The organism is Syntrophaceae bacterium (assembly GCA_013177825.1).
Taxonomy (GTDB): Bacteria; Desulfobacterota; Syntrophia; order Syntrophales; family PHBD01; genus PHBD01.
In genome coordinates this window covers 135931-151067 of record JABLXX010000005.1, presented here as the reverse complement: position 1 = coordinate 151067, position 15137 = coordinate 135931, and the positions used below count along the sequence as shown (strand labels likewise).

Annotated in this window: 18 protein-coding genes, 7 tRNA genes and 1 other RNA gene; 24 read left to right on the top strand and 2 right to left on the bottom strand. The window is 59.6% G+C overall.

Annotated features, from left to right (window positions below):
- Positions 1-50: 50 nt before the first annotated feature.
- The 6 genes from HPY65_11765 (at position 51) to HPY65_11740 (ending at position 5537) form a co-directional block, all read left to right on the top strand.
- Positions 51-1658, top strand: coding sequence for an MBL fold metallo-hydrolase (locus HPY65_11765; GenBank protein NPU85148.1), 1608 nt, complete (start codon positions 51-53; stop codon positions 1656-1658).
- Positions 1659-1674: 16 nt separating this feature from the next.
- Positions 1675-2196, top strand: coding sequence for a nucleoside deaminase (locus HPY65_11760; GenBank protein ID NPU85147.1), 522 nt, complete (start codon positions 1675-1677; stop codon positions 2194-2196).
- Positions 2197-2198: 2 nt separating this feature from the next.
- Positions 2199-2292: transfer RNA gene (locus tag HPY65_11755), tRNA-Ser, on the top strand.
- A gap of 82 nt (positions 2293-2374) precedes the next feature.
- Positions 2375-2469: transfer RNA gene (locus HPY65_11750), tRNA-Ser, on the top strand.
- Positions 2470-2617: 148 nt separating this feature from the next.
- Positions 2618-3574 carry an ABC transporter substrate-binding protein gene (locus HPY65_11745; protein ID NPU85146.1) on the top strand — a complete coding sequence of 319 codons (957 nt, stop codon included), beginning with the start codon at positions 2618-2620 and terminating at the stop codon, positions 3572-3574.
- Complete coding sequence (locus HPY65_11740) at positions 3549-5537, top strand: SpoIIE family protein phosphatase (GenBank protein ID NPU85145.1); 1989 nt, start codon at positions 3549-3551, stop codon at positions 5535-5537. Before HPY65_11745 ends, HPY65_11740 begins: the two co-directional genes overlap by 26 nt.
- Positions 5538-5577: 40 nt before the next feature.
- Here HPY65_11740 and HPY65_11735 read toward each other — a convergent pair whose 3' ends face one another.
- Both HPY65_11735 and HPY65_11730 read right to left on the bottom strand, forming a co-directional pair.
- Positions 5578-6138: a hypothetical protein gene (locus HPY65_11735; GenBank protein ID NPU85144.1), complete on the bottom strand. Its 561-nt coding sequence runs from the start codon at positions 6136-6138 to the stop codon at positions 5578-5580.
- A 63-nt stretch (positions 6139-6201) separates the two neighbouring features.
- Complete coding sequence (locus HPY65_11730; protein NPU85143.1) at positions 6202-6555, bottom strand: STAS domain-containing protein; 354 nt, start codon at positions 6553-6555, stop codon at positions 6202-6204.
- Positions 6556-6855: 300 nt separating this feature from the next.
- On the opposite strand from HPY65_11730, the gene ffs reads away from it, so the two are divergent.
- The 18 genes from ffs (at position 6856) to rplL (ending at position 15059) form a co-directional block, all read left to right on the top strand.
- An RNA gene (gene ffs, locus HPY65_11725) (signal recognition particle sRNA small type) lies at positions 6856-6954 on the top strand.
- A gap of 24 nt (positions 6955-6978) precedes the next feature.
- Positions 6979-8691 (top strand): DNA polymerase III subunit gamma/tau, encoded by a 1713-nt coding sequence (gene dnaX / locus HPY65_11720; GenBank protein NPU85142.1) that lies wholly within the window; start codon positions 6979-6981, stop codon positions 8689-8691.
- A 30-nt stretch (positions 8692-8721) separates the two neighbouring features.
- On the top strand, positions 8722-9036 hold the full coding sequence (locus tag HPY65_11715) for a YbaB/EbfC family nucleoid-associated protein (GenBank protein NPU85141.1): 315 nt from the start codon (positions 8722-8724) through the stop codon (positions 9034-9036).
- Between the two features lie 12 nt (positions 9037-9048).
- The gene (recR, locus tag HPY65_11710; protein ID NPU85140.1) at positions 9049-9648 is read left to right on the top strand and encodes a recombination protein RecR; all 600 of its coding nucleotides are present in this window, start codon (positions 9049-9051) and stop codon (positions 9646-9648) included.
- Between the two features lie 8 nt (positions 9649-9656).
- The gene (locus HPY65_11705) at positions 9657-10508 is read left to right on the top strand and encodes a fumarate hydratase (GenBank protein ID NPU85139.1); all 852 of its coding nucleotides are present in this window, start codon (positions 9657-9659) and stop codon (positions 10506-10508) included.
- Positions 10508-11074, top strand: a complete 567-nt coding sequence (locus HPY65_11700; protein ID NPU85138.1) for a TRZ/ATZ family protein — start codon at positions 10508-10510, stop codon at positions 11072-11074. The genes HPY65_11705 and HPY65_11700 overlap by 1 nt, the downstream gene beginning before the upstream one ends.
- A gap of 127 nt (positions 11075-11201) precedes the next feature.
- Positions 11202-11276: transfer RNA gene (locus HPY65_11695), tRNA-Thr, on the top strand.
- A gap of 16 nt (positions 11277-11292) precedes the next feature.
- Positions 11293-11377: transfer RNA gene (locus tag HPY65_11690), tRNA-Tyr, on the top strand.
- 11 nt (positions 11378-11388) lie between these two features.
- A tRNA-Gly gene (locus tag HPY65_11685) sits at positions 11389-11464 on the top strand.
- A gap of 78 nt (positions 11465-11542) precedes the next feature.
- Positions 11543-11618, top strand: a tRNA-Thr gene (locus tag HPY65_11680).
- A 26-nt stretch (positions 11619-11644) separates the two neighbouring features.
- Positions 11645-11794: a 50S ribosomal protein L33 gene (rpmG, locus tag HPY65_11675; protein ID NPU85137.1), complete on the top strand. Its 150-nt coding sequence runs from the start codon at positions 11645-11647 to the stop codon at positions 11792-11794.
- Positions 11795-11822: 28 nt separating this feature from the next.
- Positions 11823-11899 (top strand) — tRNA-Trp (locus HPY65_11670).
- A 44-nt stretch (positions 11900-11943) separates the two neighbouring features.
- Positions 11944-12147 carry a preprotein translocase subunit SecE gene (secE, locus tag HPY65_11665; protein ID NPU85136.1) on the top strand — a complete coding sequence of 68 codons (204 nt, stop codon included), beginning with the start codon at positions 11944-11946 and terminating at the stop codon, positions 12145-12147.
- 5 nt (positions 12148-12152) lie between these two features.
- A complete protein-coding gene (gene nusG / locus HPY65_11660) occupies positions 12153-12683 on the top strand; it encodes a transcription termination/antitermination protein NusG (protein NPU85135.1) in 531 nt (176 codons plus the stop codon).
- Between the two features lie 57 nt (positions 12684-12740).
- The gene (gene rplK / locus HPY65_11655; GenBank protein ID NPU85134.1) at positions 12741-13166 is read left to right on the top strand and encodes a 50S ribosomal protein L11; all 426 of its coding nucleotides are present in this window, start codon (positions 12741-12743) and stop codon (positions 13164-13166) included.
- A gap of 22 nt (positions 13167-13188) precedes the next feature.
- Positions 13189-13887, top strand: coding sequence for a 50S ribosomal protein L1 (locus HPY65_11650; protein NPU85133.1), 699 nt, complete (start codon positions 13189-13191; stop codon positions 13885-13887).
- A 223-nt stretch (positions 13888-14110) separates the two neighbouring features.
- A complete protein-coding gene (gene rplJ, locus HPY65_11645) occupies positions 14111-14635 on the top strand; it encodes a 50S ribosomal protein L10 (GenBank protein NPU85132.1) in 525 nt (174 codons plus the stop codon).
- Between the two features lie 40 nt (positions 14636-14675).
- Positions 14676-15059, top strand: coding sequence for a 50S ribosomal protein L7/L12 (gene rplL / locus HPY65_11640; protein NPU85131.1), 384 nt, complete (start codon positions 14676-14678; stop codon positions 15057-15059).
- The last annotated feature ends 78 nt before the right edge of the window (positions 15060-15137 follow it).

Sequence of the window (15137 nt, the reverse complement as noted above, 5' to 3'; positions counted from 1 at the left end):
CTATTCCCCGCAGTGTGAAATCGAATGATGGCAAGGGAGGATATGAACGGATGAAAATCAAGTTTCTCGGAGCCGCCCGCACGGTGACGGGCTCCTGCTTCCTCGTCGAGGCCATGGGACACTGTTTCGCCGTGGACTGCGGTTTTCACCAGGGAAACCGTGACATCGAGTCGCGCAACTGGCAGGTGAACGGATACGATCCACGAAAGATCGAATTCTTCCTGATCACCCATGCCCATATGGACCACTCAGGACTCCTGCCCCGGCTGGTCCAGGCTGGATTTCGGGGGCCGATCTACATGACCCCGCCGACGGAGGAACTCCTCGAAGTCATGCTCCTCGACAGCGCCCATATCCAGGAGATGGAGGCCCTGTGGCAGAACAAGAAGCGCCTCCGCCACGGAGAGAAGCGGGTGTCGCCGCTGTATACCCGGCAGGATGCGGAGAACACATTTCCCCGTTTCCGGGCCGTTCCCTACGACCAGCCCTTCGAGCCCTTCCCGGGGCTCCGGGTCACCTTTCGGGACGCAGGGCATATCCTGGGCGCGGCCATGCTCGAGATGGAGATCACCGAAGCGGGGAAACCGTCGAAGCTCGTGTTTTCCGGTGACATCGGAAGGCCATCCCAGCTGATGATGCACGATCCATCCGTGATCAGCCGTGCGGACTTCCTGTTTCTCGAGTCAACCTACGGAAACCGGGACCACAAGAACGAGAAGGAAAGCCTTGACGAACTGGCGGAGGCCGTCGCCTACAGTCACGGGCGCGGCGAAAAGGTGATCATTCCGGCCTTTGCCGTGGAGCGGACCCAGGAGATCCTGTATTGCATCCACCTGCTGGCGAAGAGTGGGCGCCTTCCGAAGGGCATCCCTGTTTACGTGGACAGCCCGCTGGCGATCCGGGCGACGGAGATCTTCAACCGGAACGCCTCCTATTTCGACGAGGAGTCGCAGAAGATGTTGAAGCAGGGAGAAAATCCCCTGGCCGTGCCGAATCTCCACCTGACGGAGACCACGGAGGCCTCCATGGACATCAACACACAGGACGGCCCGGCCATCGTCATCTCGGCCAGCGGCATGGCCGACGCCGGGAGGATCAAGCACCATCTCCGGCACAATCTGTGGCGGGAAGGGGCGAGCGTCGTCTTCGTGGGCTTTCAGGCCCAGGGAACGATCGGGCGCCGCATTGTCGACGGGGCGGAAAAGGTCCGCCTGCTCGGGGAAGACGTGGCCGTCCGGGCGAAGGTGTTCACGATCAACGGTTTTTCCGCCCATGCCGGCCAGTCCCAGCTCCTCGACTGGCTTTCCCACTTCGAGGCCGGAGGCATGGAGATCTTTCTTGTCCACGGAGAATACGGGGCCCAGCAGGTTCTGGCGGAAAAGATCCGCGAGCGGTTCGGCATCCGGGCGCACATTCCCGATTACCTGGAGGAGGTGACCCTCGTTCCGGGCGAGGCGGTCGAGGCCCGGGTATCGCCGGAGGCGGCCGTGCCGAAGGTGGACTGGGAGACGCTGATGGCCGATCTGGAATCGACCGTGGCGCGTCTCCGGGAATCCAGGCCGGCCCTGGAAGCCGCGAACTGGGGAGATCAGGCGGACCTGCGGGACCGCCTGGCGGAGCTGAACCGGGCCCTGGGGACCGCCCTTCCCGGGCGTTGAGGAACGGGGCTCTTTCATGGATGGAGAAGATCCGGTGGAAGGGGTTGCATGGCCCGGCGACGAGGCCTTCATGGCCCTGGCCGTCGAGGAAGCTCTTCAGGCGGAGGCGGAAGGAGAGGTTCCCGTCGGCGCGGTGGTTTCTTGCGGAGGCACCCTGATCGCCCGGGCCCACAACCGGCCGCAGGGCCTCCTCGATCCGACCGCCCATGCGGAGATCCTGGCCATCCGCAGGGCCTGTGAAGCCTTGGGTAACTATCGCCTGACGGATGCGACCCTCTACGTTACGCTGGAACCCTGCGTCATGTGTGTGGGGGCCGTTGTCCATGCCAGGATCCGCCGGGTCGTCTTTGGCGCCGCCGACCCAAAGGGGGGAGCCGTCGTTTCCCGGTGGAGGCTTTTTGATGACGGTTTTTTCAATCACAGGCCCGAGGTGACAGGGGGTGTTCTGCAGGTACGGTGCGGAGAAATTTTGAGTGGATTTTTCCGCGGGAAAAGGGTAAAAAACCACGACATTTCGGAACAGCCGAAACAAGATTGAGCGGAGAGATACCGAAGTGGTCGTAACGGGATCGACTCGAAATCGATTTGGGGGCCAAAAGCTCCCACGGGGGTTCGAATCCCCCTCTCTCCGCCATTTCATTCATCCCGTATCCGGCCGACGGTCTCGCCACGCGCAAGTCCCCGTTCCAAGTAAATGCCGGTTCTGATCTTTAAGCGGAGAGATGCCTGAGCGGCCGAAAGGGCACGACTGGAAATCGTGTGTATGCCCCAAAAAGGTGTACCGGGGGTTCGAATCCCCCTCTCTCCGCCATTTCATTTTTCCCCGCCGGCGGCAGGCAATGCGCCGTTGTCTCCGTCGCGGGATCTCTTCCCCTGAAGGTTGTCCATCCGTGTCGCCAGCGCTGTCCGTCCTCCGCGGGCCAAGATCGCCGTTCGGAAGGAGGCTGTCCGTTACGGCCGTGGTGATTGCATTCCTCTGGCTTGCCACGCTTCCTTCCGCCTTCGCAGGATCCCCCCGGCGGGTCACATTCCTGCCCCAATGGTTTCCCCAGGCCCAGTTTGCCGGACATTTCGTGGCGATGGAAAAGGGCTTCTACCGCAACCGTGGAATCAACCTGGTTCTGCTGCGCGGAGGTCCCGGGGCGTCCCCTGAAGAGGCGTTCCGCAAGGGAAAGGCGGACTTTGCGACACTTTTCCTGGCCGAGGGGATTCGACTGCGTAACGGGGGGCTGAAGCTGGTCCATGTTGCCCAGATTGTGCAGCGCTCGGGGGTTCTGCTGGTGGCCAGAAAGTCCGGCGGGATCCTCAATCCTGCGGACTTTGAAGGGAAAACCGTCAGCGTGTGGGAGCATTCCCGGGCTCAGCAACTGGCCTTCTTCCGAAGATACAATGTTCATCCGGACATTGTGCCGCAGACCTTCACGCCGAACCTGTTCCTGCGGGGCGGCGTCGATGCCGCTTCCGCCATGGTCTATAACGAGTACCATACCATGCTCAATGCAGGCCTCAATGAGGAAGAACTCTCGGTTTTTGCCATGGCCGATCACGGGTTAAACTTTCCCGAGGACGGAATCTGGTGTCGGGAAGAGCTCTGCCTTCGCAGCCCGGAGGTATGCCGGTCCTTCGCCGCGGCGACCCTGGAAGGGTGGTCGTATGCCTTCGAACACCCCGAAGAGGCGCTGGACATCGTCATGAAATACGTGGAGGAGGCGAAGATCAACAGCAGCAGGACCCACCAGCGCTGGATGCTCGCCCGGATGAAAGATCTTATCCGGCCGGCCGGCCTCAACCGCCCGCCCGGGCGTCTTGACCGGGTGGACTATGACCGGGTGGCGCAAGCTCTCGCCGATGCCGGAATCATCCGATCCATTCCCAGTTACGGAGACGTACATGTCCAGGATCCCGGGGAAGAATAGGCGGCGGGGGCTTGCCTACCGGCTTTCGCTCACGATCCTGGCCGGAACGGCCGTCATCTTCCTGGCGGCCTTCGGGTACAGCTATTACTATTCCCGCCAGCTGGCACTCCGCTATGTGGAGGACAACGCCCGCTACCTGACCCAGTCCGTCGTCAACCGGATCGAGCTGTACGTCCAGGGCGTCGAGAAGACCCCCCTGTTCATGGCGTCCATGCTGGAAAAGAAGGCCCTGAGCCGGGCCGAGTTGGAAGACCAGATCCGTTCCATGCTGGAATCCAATCCGGACATTTTCAGCTCTGCCGTGGCCTTCGAACCGTATGCCTTCGACCCCGCCCGGAAGTACTATGCCCCCTTCTACTACCGGGAAGGCCGCTTCCTGAAGCGGCGGGATCTGGGAAACGAGTCCTACCGGTATGACCAGTGGGACTGGTACCAGATTCCCCGGGAAATGAGGGAGGACGGCTGGAGCGAGCCGTATTTCGACGAGGGCGGCGCGGGGATCATGATGTCGACCTTTTCCGCCCCGTTCTTCCAGAGGCCCGGGGGACGGAGCAAATTCAGGGGGGTCGTCACGGCGGACATCTCCCTGGGCTGGCTGGTGGAAGTTGTTTCCCGCATCTCCATCACGCCCTCCGGGTACGCCTTCCTGCTATCCCGCAATGGTGTCTTCGTAAGTCATCCGGAACGGAAGCTGATCCTGCGGGAGAGCATCTTCAGCATCGCCGAGGAAAAGGGCGATGCGGCGCTCCGGGAGCTGGGACGCCGCATGGTCCGCGGGGAGACCGGGTTCATGCCGGCCCCGGATGGTTTCACCCCGGAGAAGTCATGGCTTTATTATGCGCCGCTGCCGTCCACCGGATGGTCCATCGGCGTCGTCATTCCCGAGCGGGAGCTGCTGTCGGGCATTCATCGCCTGACCCTGGCGGTCATGGCCATCGCCGGGATCGGCCTGTCCGCCCTGCTCCTCCTGGTGGTCGGTGTTTCCCGTAACATCACGCGTCCCGTCCGGGAGCTGGCGTTCCGGGCCGGTGCCATCTCGAAGGGAGATCTGGACGTTCCTCTGCCGCCGCTCCACGCGCAGGACGAAGTGGGGGAACTGACGGCTTCTTTCGAGGAGATGCGTCTGGCTCTGAAAGAGTACATCCGGAATCTCCGGGAGACGACGGCCGCCAAGGAGCGCCTGGAGAGCGAGCTTCTGATCGCCCGGAACATTCAGATGAGCTTCATTCCGAAGCGCTCCCAACGTTTCCCGGAGGGCGCCGGTTTTGAGATTTCCGGGACCCTGGAACCGGCGCAGGAAGTGGGAGGAGACCTGTACAGCTTTTTCCTCGTCGACGACGATCACCTTTTCTTTGCCGTCGGCGACGTGTCTGGCAAGGGAATCCCTGCGGCCCTGTTCATGGCCGTCACGATTACCCTGATGAAGGGAATCGCCCGACGGAACATCGACCCGGCGGACATCCTGGAGCGGATCAACGGGGAGCTCTGCCGGGAAAACGATTCGCTCATGTTCGTCACGGTGTTTTGCGGGATTCTGGATGTCCGTACGGGTGAACTGCGGTATTCCAATGCCGGCCACAACCCGCCGGTTCTGCGCTCCCTGGGAGGAAGCGCCTGTTGGCTCCCCGTTCCGGAGGGGATCCTGCTGGGGGTTTTCAAGGATGCCGTCTACCGGACGGAGCGCATCCGCTTCGTCCCGGGCGACGAGATCCTTCTCTACACGGATGGAGTGACGGAGGCGCTGAACCCGGAGAAAGGCTTTTTCGGCGACGCAAGGCTGCTCCGGACCGTGGATGAAAAAATGGATCGGGATCCGGCGGGTCTGGTCGGACGGATCGTCGACTCGGTGAGGACGTTTGCGGATACCGAGCCCCAGTCCGACGACATCACGGTCCTGGCGGTTCGCTGGACGGGTCCGCCTGCTTCCGGCGGCGGGGATTCCGAGGACGGAGGGGCCGGATGAGAATAACGAGGGAACGGCGGGATATCGGGCGGGTGGCGGTCTATCCGGGAAACTTCGCGTCCAGGAGCCTTACCCCCATGATGCCCAGGACGGAGCTGCATGCCAGCATCGCCGCTTCCAGAATCAGGAGTGTCGCCGCCGTTCCTGTGGAATCGAGCGGGAGCAGATAAGCGATCGGCGGAGGTGCCAGGGAGATCGCGCCGAACAGGGCGCCGACCACGATCTTCTTCCTGAGGAAAGGCGTACCGACCCTGCGGAACCGCACCCGGGCGTCGATGATGCCCGAGGCAAGGGCGGCGGCGATCGTGACGGGCAGGCAGACGGCCATGATCCGGACGGAAGCCGCCAGGTCCGCCTGCAGCGGTCCCCGGACCAGGAGCAGGAGCGCCGTCAGGGCAAGAAGAAGAAAGGCCAGGGCCTGCGGGGCATGCACGATCACGGGATGCAGGTGAAGGTCCAGAATGCGACGCCGCGACTCGGAGACAGGATGCTGGTATGGCTCGAACATCTTGCGGGGAACGCCGCAGGCAGGGCAGACGTCGCGGAGCTCTTTTTCCTCTGCGATGAATCCGCAGGCCTTGCAACGCAGCCATGCCTTCATGCCGTCACCACGAGAATGCGCGGATGATTTCGCCTGTATCGTAAGCGCTGCAAGGGGCTGGCTTCAGAACTCCCGGAGCGCTTCTTCTTTCGTCTCGCAGAGCTTGAAGATGGATCCGAAGCCGGAAATCCGGAAGACATCCTTGACGGGTCCCTGAAGGGAAGAGAATACCAGGCGTCCGTCCTTTCCTTTCAGGGTCTTGGCGAAGGCGAGGATGCTCCTGAGTCCGGCGCTCGATATGTATTCCAGGGCGTGCAGGTCCAGCAGGAAATAGCGGTGGTTTTCGTCGGCGAGACGGGTCAGTTCCTTTTCGAAATCGGCTGCCGTCACGGCATCGATCCGGCCTTTTGGTATGACGGTGATGACGTCTCGTTCCACGGTAACGATGTCTCGTTCCACGGTGGTCGTTATTTCCATGATTCCTCCATCGTCAGGTGGCACACCTTCATATTTGTGGACCGTTCTTTTCTCACAGATGTTTCTTTGTGTCAAAAAAAATGCTGACTTCCGGTTAACCTTTTAATTGTCGGAAGTTGACCGCCTGGGCAGGAACGGTTGCCTTGCCGGGGCGCTTCCCGGATAAAAGCCGGCTCGTTTCCCCGGACGAAATCCTTGACATCCTTGCTTCCGCTGCCGTATGATCCAATGCTCTGCAGATGAAGCAGTCGGTTGTTCCTTCCGAGAGGGAACACGCATTCTTCAGCATTCGGAACGGATAGCCGGGTCCCGTGCAACGGCGGACTGTGAACCCCGTGAGGTCCGGAAGGAAGCAGCGGTAACAGAAACCGGCGTGTGCCGCGGGTAAACCTGGCTATCCTTTTATTTTCGGTAAAGACACCTGTGGATTACCTCGTCCTGGCCAGGAAATGGCGACCCCAGCGTTTTGAAGATGTAGTCGGACAGGAGCCGGTCGTCAGGACGCTCCGGAACGCCATCCGACACCAGCGGCTGGCCCACGCGCTCGTGTTCGGCGGTCCCCGGGGTGTCGGCAAGACAACCGTCGCCCGCATCCTGGCGAAAGCGGTAAACTGCGAGCACGGACCCACGGAGACGCCCTGCAATGAATGTGTTCATTGCAGAGAGATCCGGGACGGCGTGTCGCTGGATGTGCGGGAGATTGACGGAGCCTCCAACCGCGGCATCGATGAAGTCCGGGAGCTGCGGGAGAACGTCAAGTTCGCTCCTGTGTCCTGCCGGTACAAGATCTACATCATCGATGAAGTGCACATGCTTACCCGGGAGGCATTCAACGCCCTCCTGAAGACCCTGGAAGAACCTCCCGAGCATACCCTGTTCATTTTCGCCACCACCGAGACGTCCAAAATCCCTGCCACGATCCTCTCCCGATGCCAGTGCCACGATTTCCACCGTGCGCCGATCAGTCGGATCGCCGAAAACTTGAGAGCCATCGCCGAGGCGGAGGGTGTGTGCCTGAGCGATCAGGCCCTCCGGTGGATCGCCGAGTCGGCCGACGGCAGCATCCGGGACGGCCAGAGCATTTTCGACCAAGTGATCGCCTATGCCGGGTTGTCCATCGAGGACAGCCAGGTGGAAGAGCTGCTGGGATTCACGGAACGGAAATTCCTGCCCCAGCTCTCCGATGCCGTTTTCCGCCGGGACGCGGGAGCATGCCTCCGGATGCTTCATGACGGCTACTATGCGGGAATGGACATGGCCAAGTTCTTCGGCGCCCTCCTGGATCATTTTCGCAGTCTGCTTCTTGTAAAGGTCCTGGGTGCGGAGACGGAGGTTCTGGAGTTGAGCCCGGAGGAAAAATCCCGGCTGGCCGAGCAGGTGCAGGATGTCGGCCGGGAGGAACTCCAGCGCTATGCAGATATGCTGCTGGCCGAAGAGGAGAATGTCCGGAAGAGCGGCAATCCACGCCTGACACTGGAAACGATCCTGATAAGGATGGCCTATCTGGAGCCGCTGCTTCCCATCGGGCAGGTTCTGGAGAGGTTGGAACGAATGGAATCGCGCCTGTCCGGCGGCCCGGGTGGGGGCGGAGGGGGGAATCGCCCGTCCGGGGCGCGGGAGGAAACAGCGGCGGGAAGGATGGAGCGGAAGCCTCCCGCGATGGAGTCCGCCGGACGCGCGGCAGCGAGCGAAACGGGCACGGGGGCCGGGACGCCGAACGGATCGTATTCCGCAACCATGCCGGCGGACGGGGATCCCTCGAAGCTCTGGGAAGGATTGAAGCAGTATATCAAGAACCAGAGCTATCCGCTCTGGTCGAAGATCCAGTCCGGTCAAGTCAGGGCTGTTGAAGACCAGCGCATCGTGATCGGTTTCCCGACGGATTACGTCTTTCTGGAAGACCTCCATCTCCAAAAGAGCCGCCTTCAGGAACTGGCGGGCACCTATTTCGGCGGGCAGATGACGGTCCAGCTGGAATCGGTGGCCCTGGAGACGTCTGCAAACAACGGGAGCAGGGAGAGGGCGGAGAGCGAAGAGAGAAACCAGAAAAGGCAGGAAGCCCTTCATTCTCCGATGCTGCAAAAAGTGCTGGATCTGTTTGAAGGCGCAGAGGTGCGCGAAATCATATCGAGATAAATCGACGACGGCGGTGGTGGAGGAACATTCATGTCTCAAAATTTCGGCAACATCGTGAAGCAGGCGAAGAAGATTCAGGAAAAAATGGCCAAGCTCCAGGAGGAACTTGCCCTGAGAACCGTAGAGGCCAGCGCTGGCGGAGGCATGGTTACCGTGGTCGTCAATGGACGAAACGAGCTTCTGTCCATCCGAATCGAGCGGGATGTCGTCAATCCGGACGACCTGGAGATGCTTCAGGATCTGATCCTGGCCGCCGTCAACGAGGGGATGCGGAAATCCCAGGAGATGATGGCGACGGAGATGTCCAAGATCACGGGCGGCTTCAATATCCCCGGGATGGCGTAAACGGGAAAGTCGATGAACGGTTACGCCCCTCCCATCCGTCGTCTGATCGAGGAACTGTCCCGCTTTCCGGGTGTCGGGGAGAAAACGGCCACTCGTCTGGCCACCTTTATCATCCGGGGCTCCAGTGAAGACGCCCAGCGTCTGGCTGACAGCATCGTCGACGTCAAACGGAAGATTCACCTGTGCTCCATATGTTTCCATCTTTCCGAAGGGGACGTCTGTCCCGTCTGCGCCGATGCGTCCCGTGACCGCAGCATTGTCTGCGTCGTCGAGGAGCCGGATGCCCTCATCGCCATCGAAGAAAGCCAGAGCTACCGGGGAACCTATCACGTCCTGCACGGGGCGCTGGCGCCTCTGGACGGCATCGGACCGGAACAGCTCCGTCTCCAGGAACTGTTCAACCGCGTCGTTCAGGGCGGAGTGCGGGAGGTTATCCTGGCTACCAACCCCAACGTCCAGGGGGAGTCGACGGCCCTCCTGATCACGAAACTGCTCCGCCAGACGGAAGTGACGATCACCCGGATCGCCCAGGGCGTTCCTGTCGGTGGAGAACTGAAGTACACGGACCGGATGACCTTGGGAAAAGCTTTGGAATTCCGAAGAGGTATGTAAGAGTGACGATGCATCCGGTTCGCGAGATTCCCTGTCGAGAGATCACGGAAGCGGTCCGCCGCCTGTTCATCGCGGCCAACACGGAGGCACCCCCGGATCTCCTGAAGGCGATACGGGATGCCCGGGAAGCGGAAACCTCGGCCGTAGCCTGTTCCATCCTCGACCAGATTCTGGAAAATGCCGATGTGGCCCGCCGGGAGAGCCTACCGCTTTGCCAGGACACGGGACTTTCCATCGTCTTCGCGGAAATCGGCCAGGATGTACATGTCGTGGGGGGCGATTTTTCGCAGGCGGTCAGAGAAGGGGTCCGACAGGCCTACCGGGACGCCTTCCTGAGAAAATCCGTCTGCGATCCCCTCTCCAGATCGAACACCGGCGACAACACGCCGGAGGTTCTACACATGGTGATCGTCCCGGGGAATCGGATCCGGCTCGTTGTCATGCCGAAGGGGGGAGGAAGCGAAAACATGAGCGGCGTTTCCATGCTTCTCCCGGCGGCGGGTTGGGAGGGAATCAGGAAGCACTTGCTGCAGAAGGTGGCGCAGGGGGCGGCCAATGCCTGTGCCCCCGTTCTGGTCGGCGTCGGAATCGGAGGCGCAATGGAAACGGCGATTGTCCTTGCCCGCAGAGCCCTGCTGAGGCCCATCGGCGAACCGAACGGTTCGGATGAGCGCCTGCGCGACCTGGAACGTACCCTTCTGGCGGACATCAATGTGCTGGGAATCGGTCCTCAGGGGCTCGGCGGCAGAACCACCGCCCTGGCCGTTCACGCGGAAATGGCGCCCTGCCACATCGCATCCCTGCCCGTTGCCTATCAGCTTCAGTGTCATGCGGTGCGGCACATGGAGGCGATTCTGTGATGATGCAGGCATCCGTCATATCGCTGCGGACCCCTCTGACGGCAGACGTCTGCCGTGAATTGTCCGCCGGCGATCGGATTCTGCTGAGCGGCTCGGTGCTGACCGCAAGGGATGCGGCGCACCGCCGTTTTGTCGAGGCCCTTCGGAGAGGGGAGCCTCTCCCCGTATCTCTTGATAATGAAACGATTTTCTATGCGGCGCCGACTCCGGCCCCTCCCGGCCGGATCATCGGATCCATCGGTCCCACCACAAGCGGCCGGATGGATCCCTACACGCCGGTGTTGCTGGAAGCCGGGCTCCGCGGCATGATCGGAAAGGGAAAGAGATCCCCCGAGATTGTGGAAGCCGTGCGGAAGAGGCAGGGCATCTATTTCGCCGCCACGGGCGGGGTCGCTGCCGTCACTTCCCGATGTATTCGCAGTGTTACGCTTCTGGCCTACGAAGACTTGGGGCCAGAGGCTGTTCTCCGGCTCGAGATCGCAGACCTTCCTCTCATTGTTGTCAACGATGCTCGTGGAGGGGACCTGTATGAGATGGTTCTCAGGGCTGCCCGTGTCGATGAATAAAAAATTCTTGACAAAAACCATACCAGAGAATAGTCTCCGTAATTCGCGTTTGACAGGCGAATGACGCATGTTTTTAAGGAACGTGGGACTTGCGGCAGTTCTCTTTGAAAATCGGTTATTTGAGTAGGCTGGCGTAGCTCAACGGTAGAGCAGCTGATTTGTAATCAGCCGGTTGCGGGTTCAATTCCCATCGCCAGCTCCATATAGCATAAGATATCGGAGGGGTTCCCGAGTGGCCAAAGGGAGCAGACTGTAAATCTGCCGGCGGAGCCTACGGAGGTTCGAATCCTCCCCCCTCCACCATGCGTTTCCAAGCGGGAGTAGCTCAGTGGCTAGAGCGTCAGCCTTCCAAGCTGAGGGTCGCGGGTTCGAATCCCGTTTCCCGCTCCAGACCAGACAGGAAGGCGGTTGCGGATCGACCGTCCGTCACGGACGGGAGAAGGGATCCGGCGCTGCCGGATGATGATCGCCCACGTAGCTCAGTCGGTAGAGCACATCCTTGGTAAGGATGAGGTCACCAGTTCAATCCTGGTCGTGGGCTCCAGATTTTTTCAGAAAGTCGGATTTATTATGCGAAACATCATTACGTTGGCCTGCACCGACTGCAAGCAGAGGAACTATACCACCACGAAGAACAAGAGGACCATGCAGAACCGTCTTGAGCTCAAGAAGTATTGCAAGTTCTGCCAGACGCATACGGTCCATCGTGAAACCAAGTAGCCGGCTTGCGCTGTGCGATGTTCGGGAAAGGCCAGTAGCTCTAATGGATAGAGCGCCGGACTCCAAATCCGGATGCTGGGGGTTCGAGTCCCTCCTGGCCTGCCATCTCTTCTGTTTCAGTTTGACGAGCGCACTGGCAGGAGCCTTTCATGGATAAGGTCAAGGAGGCTTTCGAAAAGGTAAAGGTATTCCTTGCGGAGGCCAAAGCGGAATTCAAGAAAGTTACGTGGCCGACACCGAAGCAGGCATTGGCGTCCACATCCGTCGTGCTGGTGGTTGTGATCATCATGTCCCTGTTCCTCGGGCTGGTGGATTTCAGCCTGGTCAAAATCCTGCGGCTTATATTGGGTTGAATTCAATGGCGTTCCGCTGGTACGTGGTCCATACTTACTCCGGTTACGAGAACAGGGTGAAACACTCCCTTCAGGAGCGAATCCAGGCGGCGGGCATGCAGGATTCGTTTGCGGATATTCTCATTCCCGAGGAGGATATAGTCGAGTTGATCTCCGGTGAGAAACGGACCTCCAAAAGAAAGTTCTTCCCCGGGTATATCCTGGTCCAGATGGAGCTCAACGATCAGACATGGCACATCGTCAAGGAAACGCCGAAGGTAACCGGATTCATCGGCAGCAAGGATAAACCGTCTCCCATTCCCGACGGTGATGTCGATCTCCTTCGCACCCGCATCGATGAAGGCACATTGAAGCCCAAGCCGAAGTTCAAGTTCGAGGAGGGGGACCATGTACGGATCATTGACGGGCCGTTTACGAACTTCGACGGAGTCATCGACGAGGTGAAGCCGGAAAAGGGGAAATTGAGAGTCATCGTCAGCATTTTCGGGCGTTCCACTCCGGTGGAACTCGATTTCGTTCAGGTCGTGCAGAGCTGATCCGCCAGTCCCGGAGGCCCGATGCCTGCCGGGTATTTCACAGGAAGAGGTTTCCACATGGCAAAAAAGGTCATCGCAAACATCAAACTGCAGATCAAGGCCGGAAAGGCGACCCCTTCGCCGCCCATCGGTCCTGCCCTCGGCCAGCACGGGGTCAACATCATGGAGTTCTGCAAGGCATACAATGCCATGACCCAGCATCAGGAGGGCATGGTTGTACCCGTGATCATCACGGTATACGCCGACCGGTCTTTCACCTTCATAACCAAGACACCGCCCGCTTCCGTCCTCTTGAAACAGGCGGCGAAGATCGCCAAGGGATCAAACAATCCCAGGAAAGAGAAAGTGGGCGCGGTGACCGAGAAACAGATCCGGGAAATCGCAGAGTTGAAATTCAACGACTTGAATGCGGTAAACATGGAGGGCGCTGTTCGGATCATCGAAGGGACGGCCAGATCCATGGGCATCGACATCAAGGGTTAGAATCGTTCACGAGGTTACGGTCATGCCGAGCAGAGGGAAAAGCTATCAGGAAGTGAAAAAGAAGGTCACCCCGGGGACGCGTTATGCCCTGAAGGAGGCGGTTGAGATCCTGGTTGGCACCACCCGTGCCAAATTTGATGAAACGGTGGATGCCGCCATTCGCCTGGGAGTAAACCCCGCCCATGCCGATCAGATGGTCCGTGGCAGTGTGGTTCTGCCGAACGGATTGGGTAAAACGGTACGGGTTCTCGTGTTTGCAAAGGGAGAGAAGGAGAAGGAAGCCGCCGATGCCGGTGCCGATGTGGTCGGATCGGACGACATTGTCGAGAAAATCAAGGGGGGCTGGCTGGAGTTCGATCGAGTGATTGCCACGCCCGACATGATGGGAAGCGTTGGAAAACTTGGTAAGATTCTGGGCCCCAGGGGACTCATGCCCAATCCCAAGGTTGGTACGGTGACTTTTGATGTTGGAAGGACGGTCAAGGAACTGAAGGCGGGTAAGGTTGAATTCCGGGTGGAGAAGGCGGGAATCGTCCATACGCCGGTGGGAAAAGTTTCCTTCGGACCGGAAAAGCTGATGGAGAACATCCAGGCCGTTATCGAAACGATCATCAAATTGAAGCCTGCATCAAGCAAGGGGACCTATCTGAAAAGCATTTCCCTTTCCACCACCATGGGTCCCGGGATCAAGGTGGACCCCCAGGATGTTAAGGCAACATAATCACTGACCGGTCAGAAACAGTCGGAGACAGCAGGTACAGGAAGCGTTTAATCGGGTTATACCCGGCCTGCCGAGACGAGGTTCGAGTGTTCCGTACAGGATGGTCGAAAGACCATGCTGGTCATTTTTTCCTGTATGATGATACCTGTCTCCGGCTTTCCTGAGGAAGCGATCATAAAGCTTCCCGGGCGTAGGTGACTTTGAGAGGAAAGGAGGTTGGAGATTGGATCGGAAAACGAAGGAGCAGGTGGTCGCTTCCCTTCACGAGCAGCTGAAGGATGCCAAACTCGCCGTCCTCGCCGGCTACAGCGGGATGAATGTGGCGAAGATGACGGAGTTGAGGAACGCCCTGCGAAAGACCAACACGGATGTCCAGGTGATCAAAAACACCTTGTGGCGCATCGCGGCCAGAGGAACCCCTTTCAGCGCTCTGGAGGGGCAGGTCAAGGGACCCCTCGTCATGGCTTTGAATTCCGGCGATGCGGTTGAGTCTACCAAGGTGCTTGTTGAATTCGCCAAGAAAAATGCCGAGTTGGAACTCCGGACGGGCATGCTGGAAGGCAAGGTTCTGACGGCGCAGCAAATCAGCGACCTTTCGGAACTGCCCAGTCGGGAGGTTCTTCAGGCGAGACTGCTGTCCGTCATGATCGGTGTCCAGACGGGTCTGGTAACGGCGCTCAGCGGCGTGTCCCGCGGATTGGTTCAGGTTCTTGCGGCATACCGGGACAAGAAGGAAAGCGCTTCGTAAAAAAAACATTCATCGCATCATACAGGAAGGAAGGTTGAACATGTCGAACATCACGAAGGAAGACGTAATCAAGTTTATCGAGAACATGACCGTTCTGGAGCTTTCCGAGATGGTCAAAGAGCTGGAAAGCCGGCTTGGAGTCTCAGCGGCCGCGCCTGTTGCCGTGGCGGTGGCCGCCGGTCCTGCTGCGGCCGCAGCCCCCGTCGAGGAGAAGACGGAGTTTGACGTGATCCTGACCGGGTTTGGAGACCAGAAGATTCAGGTCATTAAGGAAGTCCGCGCCATTACGGGGCTGGGATTGAAGGAAGCCAAGGACCTCGTGGAAGGAGTGCCCAAGCCTGTCAAGGAGGCCGTTTCCAAGGATGAGGCCGCGGATATTAAGGCCAAAATCGAAAAAGTCGGCGGTACCGTGGAAGTAAAGTAGCAGGAAACCTGAATGTAACGGGGGTAACAGGTTTCCTGCGCCCCCGTTTTCAGCCTGCCACCCTGAAACACGGACTTC

What these genes read in the sequence shown, in the direction of transcription:
- HPY65_11765 (NPU85148.1), top strand. Translation starts at nt 51, where the DNA reads ATGAAAATCAAGTTTCTCGGAGCCGCCCGCACGGTGACGGGCTCCTGC.
- HPY65_11760 (NPU85147.1), top strand. Translation starts at nt 1,675, where the DNA reads ATGGATGGAGAAGATCCGGTGGAAGGGGTTGCATGGCCCGGCGACGAG.
- HPY65_11740 (NPU85145.1), top strand. Translation starts at nt 3,549, where the DNA reads ATGTCCAGGATCCCGGGGAAGAATAGGCGGCGGGGGCTTGCCTACCGG.
- HPY65_11735 (NPU85144.1), bottom strand. Translation starts at nt 6,138, where the DNA reads ATGAAGGCATGGCTGCGTTGCAAGGCCTGCGGATTCATCGCAGAGGAA.
- HPY65_11730 (NPU85143.1), bottom strand. Translation starts at nt 6,555, where the DNA reads ATGGAAATAACGACCACCGTGGAACGAGACATCGTTACCGTGGAACGA.
- HPY65_11715 (NPU85141.1), top strand. Translation starts at nt 8,722, where the DNA reads ATGTCTCAAAATTTCGGCAACATCGTGAAGCAGGCGAAGAAGATTCAG.
- recR (NPU85140.1), top strand. Translation starts at nt 9,049, where the DNA reads ATGAACGGTTACGCCCCTCCCATCCGTCGTCTGATCGAGGAACTGTCC.
- HPY65_11705 (NPU85139.1), top strand. Translation starts at nt 9,657, where the DNA reads ATGCATCCGGTTCGCGAGATTCCCTGTCGAGAGATCACGGAAGCGGTC.
- HPY65_11700 (NPU85138.1), top strand. Translation starts at nt 10,508, where the DNA reads ATGATGCAGGCATCCGTCATATCGCTGCGGACCCCTCTGACGGCAGAC.
- rpmG (NPU85137.1), top strand. Translation starts at nt 11,645, where the DNA reads ATGCGAAACATCATTACGTTGGCCTGCACCGACTGCAAGCAGAGGAAC.
- secE (NPU85136.1), top strand. Translation starts at nt 11,944, where the DNA reads ATGGATAAGGTCAAGGAGGCTTTCGAAAAGGTAAAGGTATTCCTTGCG.
- nusG (NPU85135.1), top strand. Translation starts at nt 12,153, where the DNA reads ATGGCGTTCCGCTGGTACGTGGTCCATACTTACTCCGGTTACGAGAAC.
- rplK (NPU85134.1), top strand. Translation starts at nt 12,741, where the DNA reads ATGGCAAAAAAGGTCATCGCAAACATCAAACTGCAGATCAAGGCCGGA.
- HPY65_11650 (NPU85133.1), top strand. Translation starts at nt 13,189, where the DNA reads ATGCCGAGCAGAGGGAAAAGCTATCAGGAAGTGAAAAAGAAGGTCACC.
- rplL (NPU85131.1), top strand. Translation starts at nt 14,676, where the DNA reads ATGTCGAACATCACGAAGGAAGACGTAATCAAGTTTATCGAGAACATG.